This is a genomic window from Halomonas urumqiensis, from assembly GCF_003028575.1.
Lineage (GTDB): Bacteria > Pseudomonadota > Gammaproteobacteria > Pseudomonadales > Halomonadaceae > Halomonas > Halomonas urumqiensis.
The window spans coordinates 69,140-83,940 of the sequence record NZ_PYUD01000006.1; the positions used below are offsets into that span (position 1 = coordinate 69,140).

The 14,801-nt window shown below is 64.1% G+C and carries 15 protein-coding genes; 10 read left to right on the forward strand and 5 right to left on the reverse strand.

Annotated features, from left to right (window positions below; all coding sequences use genetic code 11):
• Nucleotides 1–153 precede the first annotated feature (153 nt).
• Nucleotides 154–1,020, forward strand: coding sequence for an RNA polymerase sigma factor RpoH (gene rpoH / locus C6V82_RS14425; RefSeq protein ID WP_102588044.1), 867 nt, complete (start codon nt 154–156; stop codon nt 1,018–1,020).
• A 90-nt stretch (nt 1,021–1,110) separates the two neighbouring features.
• Here the strand turns inward: rpoH and slmA are convergent, their stop codons facing one another.
• From slmA to coaBC, 5 genes are all read right to left on the reverse strand, one after another.
• A complete protein-coding gene (gene slmA / locus C6V82_RS14430) occupies nt 1,111–1,728 on the reverse strand; it encodes a nucleoid occlusion factor SlmA (RefSeq protein ID WP_102588043.1) in 618 nt (205 codons plus the stop codon).
• Nucleotides 1,729–1,781: 53 nt separating this feature from the next.
• Nucleotides 1,782–2,699: an acetylglutamate kinase gene (argB, locus tag C6V82_RS14435; protein WP_102588042.1), complete on the reverse strand. Its 918-nt coding sequence runs from the start codon at nt 2,697–2,699 to the stop codon at nt 1,782–1,784.
• Nucleotides 2,700–2,810: 111 nt separating this feature from the next.
• The gene (locus C6V82_RS14440) at nt 2,811–4,208 is read right to left on the reverse strand and encodes a phosphomannomutase/phosphoglucomutase (RefSeq protein WP_102588041.1); all 1,398 of its coding nucleotides are present in this window, start codon (nt 4,206–4,208) and stop codon (nt 2,811–2,813) included.
• Nucleotides 4,209–4,316: 108 nt separating this feature from the next.
• Nucleotides 4,317–4,796: a dUTP diphosphatase gene (gene dut / locus C6V82_RS14445; protein ID WP_102588040.1), complete on the reverse strand. Its 480-nt coding sequence runs from the start codon at nt 4,794–4,796 to the stop codon at nt 4,317–4,319.
• Nucleotides 4,797–4,848: 52 nt separating this feature from the next.
• Nucleotides 4,849–6,129: a bifunctional phosphopantothenoylcysteine decarboxylase/phosphopantothenate--cysteine ligase CoaBC gene (gene coaBC / locus C6V82_RS14450; RefSeq protein ID WP_102588039.1), complete on the reverse strand. Its 1,281-nt coding sequence runs from the start codon at nt 6,127–6,129 to the stop codon at nt 4,849–4,851.
• A gap of 210 nt (nt 6,130–6,339) precedes the next feature.
• Between coaBC and radC the strand changes: the two genes are divergently transcribed.
• From radC to C6V82_RS14495, 9 genes are all read left to right on the forward strand, one after another.
• Nucleotides 6,340–7,014, forward strand: coding sequence for a RadC family protein (gene radC, locus C6V82_RS14455; protein ID WP_102588038.1), 675 nt, complete (start codon nt 6,340–6,342; stop codon nt 7,012–7,014).
• A 508-nt stretch (nt 7,015–7,522) separates the two neighbouring features.
• The gene (rpmB, locus tag C6V82_RS14460) at nt 7,523–7,759 is read left to right on the forward strand and encodes a 50S ribosomal protein L28 (protein ID WP_102588037.1); all 237 of its coding nucleotides are present in this window, start codon (nt 7,523–7,525) and stop codon (nt 7,757–7,759) included.
• 45 nt (nt 7,760–7,804) lie between these two features.
• Nucleotides 7,805–7,960 (forward strand): 50S ribosomal protein L33, encoded by a 156-nt coding sequence (gene rpmG, locus C6V82_RS14465; RefSeq protein WP_086509014.1) that lies wholly within the window; start codon nt 7,805–7,807, stop codon nt 7,958–7,960.
• A gap of 100 nt (nt 7,961–8,060) precedes the next feature.
• Complete coding sequence (gene mutM / locus C6V82_RS14470) at nt 8,061–8,897, forward strand: bifunctional DNA-formamidopyrimidine glycosylase/DNA-(apurinic or apyrimidinic site) lyase (protein ID WP_102588036.1); 837 nt, start codon at nt 8,061–8,063, stop codon at nt 8,895–8,897.
• A 44-nt stretch (nt 8,898–8,941) separates the two neighbouring features.
• Nucleotides 8,942–10,135 (forward strand): class I SAM-dependent rRNA methyltransferase, encoded by a 1,194-nt coding sequence (locus C6V82_RS14475; protein ID WP_102588035.1) that lies wholly within the window; start codon nt 8,942–8,944, stop codon nt 10,133–10,135.
• Nucleotides 10,136–10,196: 61 nt separating this feature from the next.
• Nucleotides 10,197–10,517, forward strand: a complete 321-nt coding sequence (locus tag C6V82_RS14480) for a putative signal transducing protein (RefSeq protein ID WP_102588034.1) — start codon at nt 10,197–10,199, stop codon at nt 10,515–10,517.
• A 177-nt stretch (nt 10,518–10,694) separates the two neighbouring features.
• Nucleotides 10,695–11,810, forward strand: coding sequence for an alanine dehydrogenase (ald, locus tag C6V82_RS14485; RefSeq protein WP_102588033.1), 1,116 nt, complete (start codon nt 10,695–10,697; stop codon nt 11,808–11,810).
• A gap of 119 nt (nt 11,811–11,929) precedes the next feature.
• Nucleotides 11,930–12,955: a tryptophan--tRNA ligase gene (locus tag C6V82_RS14490; protein WP_102588032.1), complete on the forward strand. Its 1,026-nt coding sequence runs from the start codon at nt 11,930–11,932 to the stop codon at nt 12,953–12,955.
• Between the two features lie 156 nt (nt 12,956–13,111).
• Nucleotides 13,112–14,791 carry an NAD-dependent malic enzyme gene (locus C6V82_RS14495; protein ID WP_102588031.1) on the forward strand — a complete coding sequence of 560 codons (1,680 nt, stop codon included), beginning with the start codon at nt 13,112–13,114 and terminating at the stop codon, nt 14,789–14,791.
• The last annotated feature ends 10 nt before the right edge of the window (nt 14,792–14,801 follow it).

Below are 14,801 nucleotides of genomic sequence, written 5' to 3' on the forward strand. Positions count from 1 at the left end.
CCAGCGTTCACCTGTTGCACACATGTTTTGTACCTGTATGTGTTTTTACCTATATGGATCAACCGTGACCTCATGAACGCGACGCTGGCTATCGCACATGACCTTGGCACGCGACCATTTGAACACAGGGCATCTCAAGGAGACATTCTGCACATGAGCACCAGTCTTCTGCCGGTAGGCCAGCTCTCCCCGGGCCACGACCTCAACGGTTACATCCAGGCGGTCAACGGCATTCCCATGCTGACCGCCGACGAGGAGCGTGAGCTGGCCTTTCGCCTGCACGACGATGGCGACCTCGAGGCGGCGCGCCGCCTGGTTCTTTCTCACCTGCGTTTCGTCGTGCACATTGCCCGCAGCTATTCCGGCTACGGGCTTCCTCAGGCCGACCTGATCCAGGAAGGCAACGTGGGGTTGATGAAGGCGGTCAAGCGTTTCGACCCCAACCAGGGCGTGCGTCTGGTCTCCTTCGCCGTGCACTGGATCAAAGCCGAGATTCACGAATTCGTGCTGCGCAACTGGCGGATCGTCAAGATCGCCACCACCAAGGCGCAGCGCAAGCTGTTCTTCAACCTGCGCAGTGCCAAGAAGCGCCTGGCCTGGCTGAACAATGACGAGGTCGATGCCATTGCGCGTGATCTCGACGTCAAGCCCGAAGTGGTGCGCGAAATGGAAGGGCGCCTTTCGGCACATGATGCAGGATACGATGCCTCTCCAGGCGAGGACGATGAGTCCACCTGGCAGGCCCCGGTGCACTTCCTTGACGATGCCGCCGCCGATCCGGCCACCCAACTCGAGGACAGCGACTGGGAAGGCGACTCGACCCGTCGGCTGCAAGTCGCGCTCGAACAACTCGATGAGCGTTCGCGGGACATTCTGCAGCGCCGCTGGCTGGCCGAGCAGAAAGCTACCCTGCATGAGCTTGCCGACGTCTATGGTGTGTCCGCCGAGCGCATTCGTCAGCTCGAGAAGAACGCCATGAAGAAAATTCGCCAGCAGATTGGAGACACTCTAGCGGCGTAACGCGTCGTCAAGTGCCCGTCCGCGCTGTCGCGTGCTGGAGCGAAAAACCCTATCGGACCTGGCGTCCGGTAGGGTTTTTTCTTGTGGCTGCTACAAGCGCGCCAGCTGTGGGCTGTCTCTCAACAGATTGGCGGACAGCAGCGCCCACTGATCGTCCCAGTGTTCGGTGGGTCGGCGCTTGAAGTCGCTGCGCACATACTGGGAAATACGCCCCTCGACCTGCGCCAGCAGCAGATTGGCGGCCGCCGAGGCCGGCAGGCTCGGGCGGCGACCCTCGCGCAGTTCAGCCTCGCGCAGGATCTGCTTGAGCTGGGTTTCCAAGCGCTCGAAGAGCTGGTGGATGCGCAGGCGCAGGCGGGCGGTCTCGCCGGTCAGGGCGTCGCCACCGAGCAGCCGTGAAAGCCCCGGGTTCTTCTCTGCAAAGCCCAGCAGCAGGGTCAGCAGCGCCCCGCAACGGGGCACGGCCTCGGGCTGCTCCTCGAGAATCCGCGTGATGCGTTCGAACAGGCTCTCCTCGATGAATTCGATGAGCCCTTCGAACATGCGTGCCTTGCTGGGGAAGTGGCGGTACAGAGCCGCCTCCGATACGCCGACCTGGCGGGCCAGGGCGGCCACGGTGATGCGTTTGCCGCTATCTTCCTCGAGCATCAGCGCCAGGGCCTGAAGGATCTGCTCGCGACGGCTGGGAGTAGGAGTTGCCTGCGTCATAGTGTGCTTTTCTTGTGTCATGGTCGACTCATCCTGATGGGGCGCGACCCGACTCAGTCGACGTGGATGTCCTGTTCGATGTCGGTGATCAGCGTACCGACGCCTGCATTGGTGAAGATCTCCAGCAAGGTGGCATGGGCCACGCGGCCATCGATGATGTGGGCGCTCGCCACACCGCCCTTCACCGCCTCCAGGGCGCAGCGGATCTTGGGCAACATGCCTCCGTGAATAGTGCCATCGGCAATCAGGCCGTCGACTTGAGCGGTGGAAAGCCCGGTCAGCACCTCGCCCTCGGCGTTCATCAGGCCCGCGACGTTGGTCAGCAGCATCAGCTTCTCGGCGCCCAGTGCCTCGGCGACCTTGCCGGCGACCAGGTCGGCATTGATGTTGTAGCTGTGGCCCTTGGCATCGACGCCGATCGGTGCGATCACCGGAATGAAGTCGCGTTCGGCGAGCATCTCGATCAGGTCGGTGGAGACGTGCTCCACTTCTCCCACATGGCCGATATCGATGATCTCGGGGGCGGTCATTTCGGGGGTCTGGTGCTCGACCTTGAGCTGGCGAGCGCGGATCTGGCTGCCATCCTTGCCAGTCAGGCCGATCGCCTTGCCACCGCTCTGGTTGATCAGGTTGACGATGCCCTTGTTGACCAGCCCGCCCAGCACCATTTCGACCACGTCCATGGTCTCGGCGTCGGTCACCCGCATGCCGTTGACGAAGCGCGATTCGATGTTGAGCTTCTTGAGCAGTTCGCCGATCTGCGGGCCGCCTCCGTGAACCACCACCGGGTTGATGCCGACCTCCTTCATCAACACCATGTCGCGGGCGAAGGAGTCGATCAGGGTGTCCTCGGTCATCGCGTTGCCGCCGTACTTGACCACCACGGTCTTGCCGGAAAAGCGCTGGATATAGGGCAACGCTTCGGAGAGCACTTCCACGACCAGGCGTGGATCACGGGTCTGTTCACTCATGCTGGGTTCCCTTTTCGTTGCTGCCGCCCGCGTGGGCAGCAGTCTTGATGTTTCAATACGCGATGTTTCAATGCGCGATGTAGCAAGGCGCAGGTTTCAAGGCGCGACGTTTCAAAGCGTGAAGTCGAGTTCGGGGGCGACTGTTGCCAGAGCGTCGGCGAAGCGCCCGCGAATGCGCTCGAGAGCCGCCTCGGACTTGCCTTCGAAGCGCAGCACCAACACCGGCGTGGTATTGGAGGCACGGCACAGCCCCCAGCCGTCCGGGTAGTCGACGCGAATGCCGTCGAGGGTGGTCTTGATGCCCTCGTTACCGAAGTCCCCCTCGCGGGCCAGTCGCTCCACCAGGTCGAACTTGGTGTCGTCGGTGACGCTGACATTGATCTCGGGCGTGCCGATATCCTGAGGGTAGCGGGCGAAGAAGCTGTCGGCGTCGTCAGCCTGGCGCGAGAGGATCTCGAGCAGGCGCGCCGCGCCATACAGGCCATCGTCGAAGCCGTACCAGCGCTCCTTGAAGAAGATATGGCCGCTCATCTCGCCGGCGAGCTGGGCCCCGGTCTCCTTCATGCGCGCCTTGATCAGCGAATGGCCGGTACGCCACATCTCCGGCTCGCCGCCGGCCTCCTCGATCACCCGGGTCAGGTTGCCGGTACACTTCACATCGAAGATCACCCGGGCCCCTGGGTTGCGCGACAGCATGTCCTCGGCGAACACCATCAGCAGGTGGTCGGAATAGATCATCCTGCCTTGGGGGGTGACCACGCCAACGCGGTCGCCATCGCCATCGAAGGCCAGGCCGATGTCAGCGCCGGTTTCGCGCACCACACGGATCAGGTCGGCCAGATTCTCGGGCTTGCCCGGGTCCGGGTGGTGGTTGGGGAAGGTGCCGTCGATCTCGGCGAAGAGCGGCACGGTGTCGACGCCCAGTCGCTCTATTAGCTGTGGGCCAAGCTCGCCGGCCACGCCGTTACCGCAGTCCACGACTGCCTTGAGCGGGCGGGCCAGCTGCACGTCGGCGAGGATGCGTGCCAGATAGGCGGCGCGGACATCGACTTGGCGTACGTTTCCTGCTCCCTCGTGGAACGCGCCATCGACGATGCGCTGGTGCAGGGCGGTGATGGCATCGCCCGAGAGGGTGTCGCCGGAAAGCACGATCTTCAGCCCATTGTAGTCCGGCGGGTTGTGGCTACCGGTGACCATCACCCCCGAGGCGCTGTCATCGAGCACGTGGGTGGCGAAGTAGAGCACCGGGGTGGGTACCATGCCGATGTCGATGACATCGCGGCCGGCGGCGCAAAGCCCCCGGGTCAGCGCGGCCTGCAGGCGTGGGCCGGAGAGCCGGCCGTCACGGGCCACCACCACCGTCGACTCCCCTCGCTCGGCGGCGGCGCTGCCGATGGCGCGGCCGATCATCTCGACGCTCTGCTCGGTGAGTGTGTCGTCGACGATGCCGCGGATATCATAGGCGCGAAAGATCGACGCCGGCACGGCCGGCCTGGGATCGAGTGTCATGTCGTCATTCCTTTGCAGGTGTCGGTGATTGCTTGAGCAGTACCGAGAACCCTCGAGCGCCGAGAGTGTGCCGCACATGTCGCCAAAGGGTGACGGTTGAGCGGCGCGTCAGTGGCTGCCGGAACTGCCGAAGCCGCCCGCCCCCCGGTCGCTGGCCGCGAAATCATCGACAACCTCGAGCTCGGCCTGCACCACCGGAACAAGCACGTACTGTGCCAGGCGCTCGAAGGGCTCGAGCGTGAAGGGGGTCTGGCCGCGGTTCCACACCGAGACCATCAACTCTCCCTGGTAATCCGAATCGATCAGGCCAACGAGGTTGCCAAGCACGATGCCGTGCTTGTGGCCAAGCCCTGAGCGCGGCAGGATCATCCCGGCAAGGCCAGGGTCGGCAATGTGAATGGCAAGCCCGGTGCGCACCAGCTCGCATTGTCCAGGGGCGATGGCAAGCGGCGCCTCCAGCAGGGCGCGCAGATCCATGCCGGCGGAGCCGGATGTCGCGTAACGGGGCAGGTAGTCGGCCATCCGCGGGTCGAGCAGCTTGACGGCCAGTGTCGGTTTGGCGGGCAGGGAGGGGGCGTTGTCGGTCATCGTCGGGCTTCCAGGGGTGTGCGGTTCGATATGGCGGTGGTCAGGCCGGTGGTCAGGGTGTGGCGCCGGCCGCCAGGCGCGCCAAGGCATGGCGCAGCACGTGCATCGCCAGTTGCGTCTTGGGTTGCGCGGGCAACTGTTCATGGCCGGTGCCATCGGGTGCGGCACTGTCAAGCCACAGCACCAGGGCGGCGTTGTCATCGGCGCCGAAGCCGAGCCCGGCTTGCGAGACATCGTTGGCGACGATCATGTCGAGTCCCTTGCGGGTGAGCTTGTCGCGGGCGTAGGTCTCAAGCTCGCGGGTCTCGGCGGCGAAGCCCACCACCAGCGGGTGGCGTGACCCGGTGGGGCGACTGGCTGCCACGCAGGCGATGATGTCCGGGTTCTTCACCAATTGCAGGGTCAGGCCATCTTCACCATCGCGCTTCTTGATCTTGTGTGCGGCCTGTCGGGTGGCTCGGTAGTCGGCCACCGCCGCGCAGCCGATGAAGATGTCGCAGTTTGCCGTCAGGCGCATGCTGGCGTCGTGCATCTCCTGGGCCGTCTGTACATCGAGCCGTTCCACCCCGGCGGGGCAGGGCAGGTTGACCGGGCCGCTGATCAGCGTGACATGCGCGCCAAGCGTTACCGCCGCCTCGGCCAGGGCATAGCCCATCTTGCCGGAGCTATGATTGGAGAGGTAGCGCACCGGGTCCAGTGGCTCACGGGTCGGACCGGCGGTGATCACCACGTGAAGGCCTTGGGCCTGGGTGTCGACTGTCGCCTGGCTCGGCATGTCACTCGTCAACATGGCCTCGGCGATGGCCTCGGGCTCCAGCATGCGCCCGGGCCCCACATCACCACAGGCCTGGTCGCCGCTGGCGGGGCCCAGCAACCGCCAGCCATCGGCCGCCAGTTGCCTGGCATTGCGTTGGGTGGCGGGGTGGCGCCACATGGCCTGGTTCATGGCTGGCGCCATTACCTTGTCGGCATCGCTTGCCAGGCACAGGGTGGTCAGCAGATCGTCTGCCTGCCCGGTCGCCAGGCGCGCCATCAGGTCGGCGGTGGCGGGGGCGACCAGGATGGTATCGGCCCAGCGCGCCAGCTCGATATGGCCCATTCCCGCTTCCGCTTCGGGGTCGAGCAGCGAGGTACGTACCGGCTCGCCGGTCAGGGCCTGGAGGGTCAGGGGCGTGATGAACGCCTGTGCACCGTCGGTCATCACCACGCGCACCTCACATCCGGCCTGTTTGAGCAGGCGAGCCAATTGGGCACTCTTGTAGGCGGCGATGCCGGCGCTGATGCCCAGCAGGATGCGGCGGGGGGCGTCCTTGGGGCCTATAGGCGATGACATGGGCGTTGATCCAGGCGGTTTTGTCAGGCGCCTACCTTACCACCGGGGCTCGGCCTTGCGTAGCCGTGGCGACCCGGCCACGCGGGGCTACACTGGGTTCAGGACGGCGGCGCATGGAGCGGTGCCAGGTGCTTGTATCAAGGTGCTTGTATCAAGGTGCTTGTATCCAGGTGCCTATAGATAGATGGATAGATAGAAAGGGAGACAGGGATGTCGATTCGTGACTGGCCAGAGGGCGAGCGCCCCCGTGAAAAGTTGCTGACGCTGGGGCCGGAGGCCCTGTCGGATGCCGAGTTGCTGGCGATCTTTCTGCGCGTGGGGGTGGCCGGGCGTTCCGCAGTGGATCTCGCCCGCGACCTGTTGACGCGTTTCGGTGGGCTGCGCCAGCTGCTGGAAGCCGATCATGCGGCCTTCTGCGCGGCGCGTGGCATGGGGACCGCCAAGTTCGCGCAGTTGCAGGCGACCCTGGAGCTTTCCCGGCGCCACCTGGCAAGCCAGCTGTCGCGTGGCGATGCGTTGACGTCCCCAGGGCTTGTCAGGGCCTTTCTCTCTTCGCAGTTGCGCCACCTCGGCCACGAGGAGTTTGCCGCGCTGTTTCTCGACAGCCAGCATCGCGTGATCCGTTTCGAGACGCTGTTTCGTGGCACCCTGGACAGTGCCTCGGTCTATCCGCGAGAGGTCGCACGCCGGGCGCTGGAACTGGGGGCCGGGGCGGTGATCTTTGCCCATAACCATCCCTCCGGGGTCGCCGAGCCCAGTGATGCCGACCGGCGTATCACCGAGCGCCTGCGCGAGGCGCTGGGGTTGTTCGAGGTCCGTGTGCTGGACCATTTCGTGGTGGGCGATGGCGAGGTGGTGTCGTTTGCCGAGCGCGGCTGGCTTTAAGCGTGGCCGTTCATTCGCCACCGTGCCCTCTGCCCGGCGATACGTGCGCCTTGGGCTGGCATGGGAATGCGCGGTGAAATCCGCTATACTGCGGCGCGCTGCTGCACCGGGTCCCACGCGACTCGCCAATGTGGAGCGGTCGTGTCACACCCCTGTCGGATTTCACTATGGCAGGGCAATCGTAGTTGGACATGACGAGTGGCGCCGGGGACAGGTCGAAGAGGAGGTCTTTTGCCATGGATGGCAAAAGTAGCGCCCAGGGAGGGGTTCACAGCGCCTCCTCGCAGACCTGTCGACGGTACAGCTCCGAGAGAAATTGCTAACTGCGATAGCCCTGTCGGATCACGCCGAAACGCTTGCCTGGTCAGGCGCAGTCTGGTATAAAGTGCAGCCTTTGAATTCCCTTGGGTCAAATGACGCGGGATATCCCGGTTTGCCCGACAGGTATCGAACATTCAGGTTATTGAACGCTCAGATTTTACATCTGGCCCAGCGGTTGGAGGCTCCCATGTCCAAAGTATGTCAGGTTACCGGCAAGCGCCCGGTGACGGGTAACAACGTTTCACACTCCCAGCGCAAGACGCGCCGTCGTTTCTTGCCGAACCTGCACTCCCACCGTTTCTGGGTGGAGTCCGAGAATCGCTTCGTCAAGCTGCGCGTCTCGACCAAGGGCATGCGTATCATCGACAAGCGTGGTATCGAGGCCGTCATCAGCGATATCCGCAAGCGCGGCGACGCCATCTAAGCTAGCGTCTAGCCGTCCAGCGATTCACTCAGGGAGCAAGCCGTCATGCGTGACAAGATCAAGTTGGTGTCCAGCGCCGGTACCGGCCATTTCTACACCACCGACAAGAACAAGCGGAACACCCCGGACAAGCTCGAATTCAAGAAATTCGACCCGGTCGTCCGCAAGCATGTGATGTACAAGGAAGCCAAGATCAAGTAAGTCCTGGTCTTCTTCTGCAGGTGTTCAAACCTGTCTTCCTGAACCCGGCCTTCGGTCGGGTTCAGGCGTTTGTGAAGCGTTTCCTCTGTGGAGCGACAGCATGCCCGAGTTGCCGGAGGTCGAGACGACCCGCCGCGGAATTGCCCCACACCTGGAAGGTCGCGAGATCAGCGAGGTGATCGTGCGCCAGCCACGGCTGCGCGTGCCGGTGCCCGGTGATCTCGTCGAGCGCCTGGTCGGCGCCCGCATCGGCGTTCTCGACCGCCGCGCCAAGTACTTGCTGGTGCCCGTTCTGCCGGGTTCGCCCCGTGAGCCTGCCGGTACCCTGCTGTGGCACCTTGGCATGTCCGGCAGCCTGCGTATGGCGCGTATCGGAGACTTGCCGAAGAAGCACGATCATGTCGACCTGGTGCTCGATGATGGCGCCATCCTGCGCTATCACGACCCGCGTCGCTTCGGTTTCGTCGATTGGCTGTCAGGCACCCCCGACACGGATACGCGGCTTGCGCGCCTGGGCCCCGAACCGTTGTCGGAGGCCTTCGATGGCGAGCGGCTGTTCTCACTGTCGCGCGGGCGCCGCCTGGCGGTGAAGCCGTTTTTGATGGATAACGCCGTGGTGGTCGGGGTGGGCAACATCTACGCCAGCGAAGCGCTGTTCCTTGCCGGTATCGACCCTCGTCGCGCGGCGGGGCGTATCTCCCGGGAGCGTTATGACCGTCTGGCCGCTGCGGTACGCGAGGTACTGGCCGCCGCCATCGCCCAGGGTGGCACCACCCTGCGCGACTTCGTCAGTGGCACTGGCGAGCCCGGCTATTTCAAGCAACGGCTCAATGTCTATGGCCGAAATGGCCAGCCTTGCCAGCGTTGTGGCGCCGAGTTGCGGCTGGTGACCCTTGGCCAGCGTGCCAGCGTCTTCTGCCGCGTCTGCCAGAGCTGAACGGCCTGCCTGGTCGTTCACCACCCTATTCACGAGACTAGCCCATGACCCTTCCGTCCCTGCGCCTCAAGAAGCACGCCGACCGTCGCCTCAAGGCCGGCCACCTGTGGCTCTACTCCAACGAGATCGATACCGATGCCACCCCGCTCAAGACCCTTGAGGCGGGCCAGCAGGTGGTGGTCGAGGCCGCCAACGGCAAGGCCCTGGGCGTGGCCTATGTCAACCCGCATTCGCTGATCTGCGCGCGGCTGTTGTCGCGCGAGCCGAAGCAGGGGCTGGATCGCTCGCTGCTGGTGCACCGCTTGAATCAGGCCCTGTCGCTGCGCGAGCAACTGTTCGCCAAGCCGTTCTATCGGCTGGTGCATGGTGAGGGCGACCTGCTGCCAGGGCTTGTCATCGATCGTTTCGGTGACGTGCTGGTGGTGCAACTGAATACCGCCGGCATGCAGGCCGTGCTCGAGGAGCTGCTCGATGCCCTGGACAAGGTGCTGTCGCCGTCGGTGGTGGTGCTGCGCAACGATACCAGCGGGCGTCGCCAGGAAGGACTCGAGCTTACCGTCGAGGTCGTCAAGGGTGAGCTGCCGGACCAGGTGATCATTGAAGAGAACGGCGTGCGCTTCGGGGTGCCGATTCTCGATGGCCAGAAGACCGGATGGTTCTATGATCACCGCATCAACCGTGCCTGGTTGAATGAGCGGGTGGCGGGCAAGCGGGTGCTCGACCTGTTCAGCTACGTGGGTGGCTGGGGCATACAGGCCGCCGCCAGTGGCGCAAGCGAAGTGCTCTGCGTGGACTCCTCCGCCGCGGCATTGGCGCGCGTCGCCGAGAACGCCACGCTCAATGGCCTGCATGAGCAGGTGGCGGTGGGCGAGGGCGATGCCCTCGAGGCGCTGGCAGCACTTAAGGCCGATGGTGAGCAGTTCGACGTGGTGATCCTCGACCCTCCGGCGTTCATCAAGAAGCGCAAGGACATCCCCAATGGCGAACGTGCCTATGGCCGTCTCAATCGCGAGGCGATGCGCCTGCTGGGACGTGATGGCCTGTTGCTTTCGGCGTCCTGCTCGATGCATCTGGCACCGGAGCGCCTGGTCGATGTGGTGCGCGGCGCGGTGCGTCATCAGGACCGCCATGGCCAGATCCTCTTCCAGGGTCACCAGGGGCCGGATCACCCCGTGCATCCGGCAATCCCCGAGACGGCCTACCTGAAGGCCCTGGGCGTTCGCGTGTTCCGCGACTGAATGACTGAACGACTGATGAGCGCCCATCGCGTCACGATGCCAAGCTGACCGGGAGAGGTCCATGACAGCCCCTCGCTATGTGCGTGTCTTCGCCCATTCCAACACGTTGCTGGTCAGTCATGTGCGCAACCTGCTGGATGCCGCCGGCATTCCTGTGGAGTTGCGCAACATGACGCTGGGGGGCGGGGCCGGCGAATTGCCGCTTGGCGAATGCGAGCCCGAAGTGTGGGTCGCCCCTCACAACCGCGAACGTGCCGAGGGGTTGATCCGGGCCGCCATGGAGGGCGGTGGCTCGGCGGCTGACTGGATCTGCCCACGCTGTGGCGAGCGCATCGATGGGGTGTTCGAGGCTTGCTGGAACTGCGCCGTCGAGGCGCGGTGATTCACCCCGCCACCTTCCTGTAAAACGGGTGTTTTGCAGCAGTATTTTTTGTGAAAAAAGCCGCCTTGCGCGGTTTTTTTTGTTCTTGGTTGCAGGTGCTTTATGGATGAACTGGCTGTGCTGTAATGCGGACATGATCCTGTATTACTGCCCAGCCAAACCCGTTCAGGAGGCTCCATGAAGATCGCCGTTCCCAAGGAAATCAAGAACCACGAGTACCGTGTGGCCCTGACCCCAACCGGCGCACGTGAGCTGGTGGGTCGTGGCCACCAGGTCACTGTTCAGGCGGGTGCTGGCGAGGGCGCCGGTTTCCCGGATGCCGACTTCGAGGCAGCGGGTGCCAGTATCGAAGCGGATGTGGCAAGCCTCTGGGCAAGCGCCGAGCTGATCCTCAAGGTCAAGGAGCCGCAGGCGGAGGAGGTCTCACGTTTGCAGAGTGGCCAGACGCTGTTCACCTACCTGCACCTGGCGGCCGAGGAGTCGCTGACCCGCGGCCTGATTGAAAGCGGTGCCACGTGTGTCGCCTATGAGACCATCACCGACCGCCAGGGTGGCCTGCCGCTGCTGGCACCGATGAGCACCGTGGCTGGCCGCATGGCCGTCCAGGCGGGTGCCCATAGCCTGGAAAAGGCCCAGGGTGGCGCCGGTGTGCTGTTGCCCGGCGTGCCTGGCGTGCCGCCGGCCAAGGTGGCGGTGATCGGCGGTGGCGTGGTGGGCGAGAACGCCGCGCGCATGGCGCTTGGCCTGGGTGCCGAGGTCACCGTGCTGGACAAGTCGATCCCGCGTCTTGAAACGCTCGATGACCGCTATCAAGGCCGCATGAGGACGGTGTTCTCGACCGCCGATGCGATCGATCAGGCGGTACGCGAGTGCGACCTGATCATCGGCGCCGTGCTGATTCCAGGCGCCGCCGCGCCCAAGCTGATCACCCGCGAGATGCTCGCTGACATGCAGCCGGGCAGCGTACTGGTGGACGTCGCCATCGACCAGGGAGGTTGCTTCGAGACGAGCCGGCCAACGACCCATGCCGAGCCCACCTATGTGGTCGATGGCATCGTGCATTACTGCGTGGCCAACATGCCCGGTGCGGTGGCGCGCACCTCCACCCAGGCGCTGACCAACGCCACACTGCCGTTCGTGATCGCACTGGCTGACAAGGGCTGGAAACAGGCACTGGCCGACGACGCCCACTTCGCCGCCGGCCTCAATGTCCACGACGGCAAGGTGACCTACCGTGCGGTGGCCGAAGCGTTCGGGCTGGAGTATGTCGCGCCAGGTAAGCTGCTGGACTGATACCTTGGTGGGCATCCCCAAGGCGAGCGACGCCGGGGCCGGTTCAATCCGCCCCGGTCGCCTTGATCGGGGCCGCGCGTTACCATAGCGGGCATTTCCGACAGCAGAGTCCGCTTTCCATGAGTGCAGCTTCCAAGACCACCCGCGTTCTCACCGGCATCACCACCACCGGCACCCCGCACCTGGGCAACTATGTCGGTGCCATCAAGCCGGCCATCGCGGCAAGCCAGGACCCCAGTGTCCAGTCGTACTACTTCCTGGCCGACCTGCACGCGCTGATCAAATGCCAGGATCCTCAGCGGGTGCAGGAGTCGCGCCTGGAGATCGCCGCTACCTGGCTGGCGTTGGGGCTGGATACCGACAATGCCATCTTCTACCGCCAGTCGGACGTGCCGGAAATCACCGAGCTGACCTGGATGCTCTCCTGTGTGTGCGCCAAGGGGTTGATGAACCGTGCCCACGCCTACAAGGCGGCGGTGGCGGAGAATGAGGCGGCCGGCAACCAGGACCCCGACAAGGGCATCACCATGGGCTTGTTCGGTTACCCGGTGCTGATGGCCGCCGACATCCTGATGTTCAATGCCCACCGAGTGCCGGTGGGGCGCGACCAGATCCAGCACATCGAGATGGCGCGTGATATCGCCGGTCGCTTCAATCACCTCTACAAGGGGGAGTACTTCACTCAGCCAGAGGCGGTGGTGGACGACAATGTGGCGGTCCTCAATGGCCTGGACGGTCGCAAGATGTCCAAGAGCTACAACAACACCATTCCGTTGTTCGTGGCGGAGAAGAAGCTGCTCAAGCTGGTGCGCAAGATCAAGACCAACTCGCTGGAGCCGGGCGAGCCAAAGGATCCGGATACCTGCACGCTGTTCCAGATCTATTCGGCCTTCGCCACGGCCGAGGAAACCGCCGCGCTGCGCACCGAATACGCCAACGGCATCGGCTGGGGCGATGCCAAGAACCGCCTGTTCGAATACCTCAATGAGCAACTCCGCGAGCCCAGGGAGCGTTACCAGGCATTGATGGAGGACCCGGCCCACATCGAGTCGGTGTTGCACAAGGGCGCGGAGCGCGCAAGGGCCGAGGCCGCGCCTTTCATGGATCGTCTGCGGCAGGCGGCGGGGCTGGGTCGCTTTATCTGACTGCCAGGGGGCGAGCGGGGTATTGCCGCCGAACCGCGCCCCGGCCCGTGCCGGGGCGCAGTCGGTTACGGCAATATCGCCAGAGCGTGATAGAGTTATCGGAAAGGCATCGCAGAATGCCCACGGCCCGTTCCAGTCAACGCACCGAGACGAGAGATGACCACAGAATACAAGCGCCCACTCTATATTCCCTACGCTGGCCCCTCGTTGCTGGAGATGCCTCTGCTCAACAAGGGCAGTGCCTTCTCCCGTGAGGAGCGTATCGAGTTCAATCTTATCGGGCTCTTGCCGCAGAACGTGGAGTCCATCGAGGAGCAGACGGAACGCGCCTATCGCCAGTACCTGCAGTGCCAGAATGACCTCGATCGGCACATTTACCTGCGGGCGATCCAGGATGACAACGAAACCCTGTTCTTCCGCCTGGTCACCGCGCATCTCGAGGAGATGCTGCCGATCATCTATACCCCGACGGTCGGCAAGGCGTGTCAGGAGTTCTCGAACATCTATCGCAACCACCGGGGGCTGTTCATCAGCTATCCGGATCGCGACCGCATGGATGACATCCTGCGCAGCGCCACCAAGGACAACGTCAAGGTGATCGTTGTCACCGACGGCGAGCGTATCCTGGGGCTTGGCGATCAGGGCATCGGTGGCATGGGCATTCCGATCGGCAAGCTGGCGCTTTATACCGCCTGTGCCGGCATCAGCCCAGCCTATACCTTGCCGATCATGCTCGATGTCGGCACCAACAATCGTGCGTTGCTCGATGACCCCATGTACATGGGGTGGCGTCATAAACGCGTCGAGCAGGACGATTACGACGCCTTCATGGCGCAGTTCATCAGTGCGGTGAAGCGTCGCTGGCCGAACGTGCTGCTGCAGTTCGAGGACTTCGCCCAGGTTAATGCCATGCCATTGCTGGAGCGCTATCGCGACAAGCTGTGCTGCTTCAACGACGATATCCAGGGTACCGCATCGGTGTGTGTCGGCACCCTGATGGCGGCCTGCCAGGCGCGTGACGAGGGAGTGGGGCAGCAGCGCGTAGTGTTCGTGGGAGGTGGCTCCGCCGGCTGCGGTATTGCCGAGCAGATCGTCGTGGCCATGCAGGCGGAGGGCCTGAGTGAGGCCGAGGCGCGCGCGCGGATCTACATGGTCGACCGTGATGGCCTGGTGACCTCCGACATGCCGGAACTGTGGGGTTTCCAGCGTCGCCTTGCCCAGGATCCGGAGCTGCTCCACAACTGGCACGGTCGAGATCTGCTCGAGGTGATCACTCAGGTGCGCCCGACGGTGCTGATAGGGGTGTGTGGCTTCCCGGGCCTGTTCACCGAGCAGGTGGTGCGCGCCATGCATGCGGGCTGTTCGCGGCCGCTGATCATGCCGCTTTCCAATCCCACGTCGCGTGCCGAAGCCGTTCCCGAAGACGTGTTGAAGTGGACCGATGGTCAGGCGCTGGTGGCCACCGGCAGCCCCTTCCCGCCGGTGGTGCTCGATGGCCAGGTCTATCCCATCGCCCAGTGCAACAATGCCTATATCTTCCCTGGTATCGGCCTGGGTGTGGTGGCCAGTGGCGCCAAGCGCGTCACCGACGCCATGCTGATGTCGGCCTCCCGAGCGCTCGCTCGCGAGGCACCGCTGGTCAAGCATGGCGAGGGCGCGCTGTTGCCGTCGCTTGCGCAGATTCGCGAGCTGTCGGTGACCATCGCCTTCGATGTTGCCGCCCAGGCCCAGGCGGAAGGTGTGGCGCCTCGCACCGATGGCATCAAGCTGCGTGCCGCCATCGAGCGCAGCAGCTGGAGCCCGGAGTATCGTCGCTACCGGCGCCGTTCGTTCTAAAGCAACATGC

Coding starts and splice junctions, on each gene's coding strand:
- argB (WP_102588042.1), bottom strand. CDS start 2,699: ATGAGTGAACAGACCCGTGATCCACGCCTGGTCGTGGAAGTGCTCTCC.
- ald (WP_102588033.1), top strand. CDS start 10,695: ATGAAGATCGCCGTTCCCAAGGAAATCAAGAACCACGAGTACCGTGTG.
- C6V82_RS14495 (WP_102588031.1), top strand. CDS start 13,112: ATGACCACAGAATACAAGCGCCCACTCTATATTCCCTACGCTGGCCCC.
- dut (WP_102588040.1), bottom strand. CDS start 4,796: ATGACCGACAACGCCCCCTCCCTGCCCGCCAAACCGACACTGGCCGTC.
- C6V82_RS14490 (WP_102588032.1), top strand. CDS start 11,930: ATGAGTGCAGCTTCCAAGACCACCCGCGTTCTCACCGGCATCACCACC.
- C6V82_RS14480 (WP_102588034.1), top strand. CDS start 10,197: ATGACAGCCCCTCGCTATGTGCGTGTCTTCGCCCATTCCAACACGTTG.
- radC (WP_102588038.1), top strand. CDS start 6,340: ATGTCGATTCGTGACTGGCCAGAGGGCGAGCGCCCCCGTGAAAAGTTG.
- rpoH (WP_102588044.1), top strand. CDS start 154: ATGAGCACCAGTCTTCTGCCGGTAGGCCAGCTCTCCCCGGGCCACGAC.
- coaBC (WP_102588039.1), bottom strand. CDS start 6,129: ATGTCATCGCCTATAGGCCCCAAGGACGCCCCCCGCCGCATCCTGCTG.
- C6V82_RS14440 (WP_102588041.1), bottom strand. CDS start 4,208: ATGACACTCGATCCCAGGCCGGCCGTGCCGGCGTCGATCTTTCGCGCC.
- rpmB (WP_102588037.1), top strand. CDS start 7,523: ATGTCCAAAGTATGTCAGGTTACCGGCAAGCGCCCGGTGACGGGTAAC.
- rpmG (WP_086509014.1), top strand. CDS start 7,805: ATGCGTGACAAGATCAAGTTGGTGTCCAGCGCCGGTACCGGCCATTTC.
- slmA (WP_102588043.1), bottom strand. CDS start 1,728: ATGACGCAGGCAACTCCTACTCCCAGCCGTCGCGAGCAGATCCTTCAG.
- mutM (WP_102588036.1), top strand. CDS start 8,061: ATGCCCGAGTTGCCGGAGGTCGAGACGACCCGCCGCGGAATTGCCCCA.
- C6V82_RS14475 (WP_102588035.1), top strand. CDS start 8,942: ATGACCCTTCCGTCCCTGCGCCTCAAGAAGCACGCCGACCGTCGCCTC.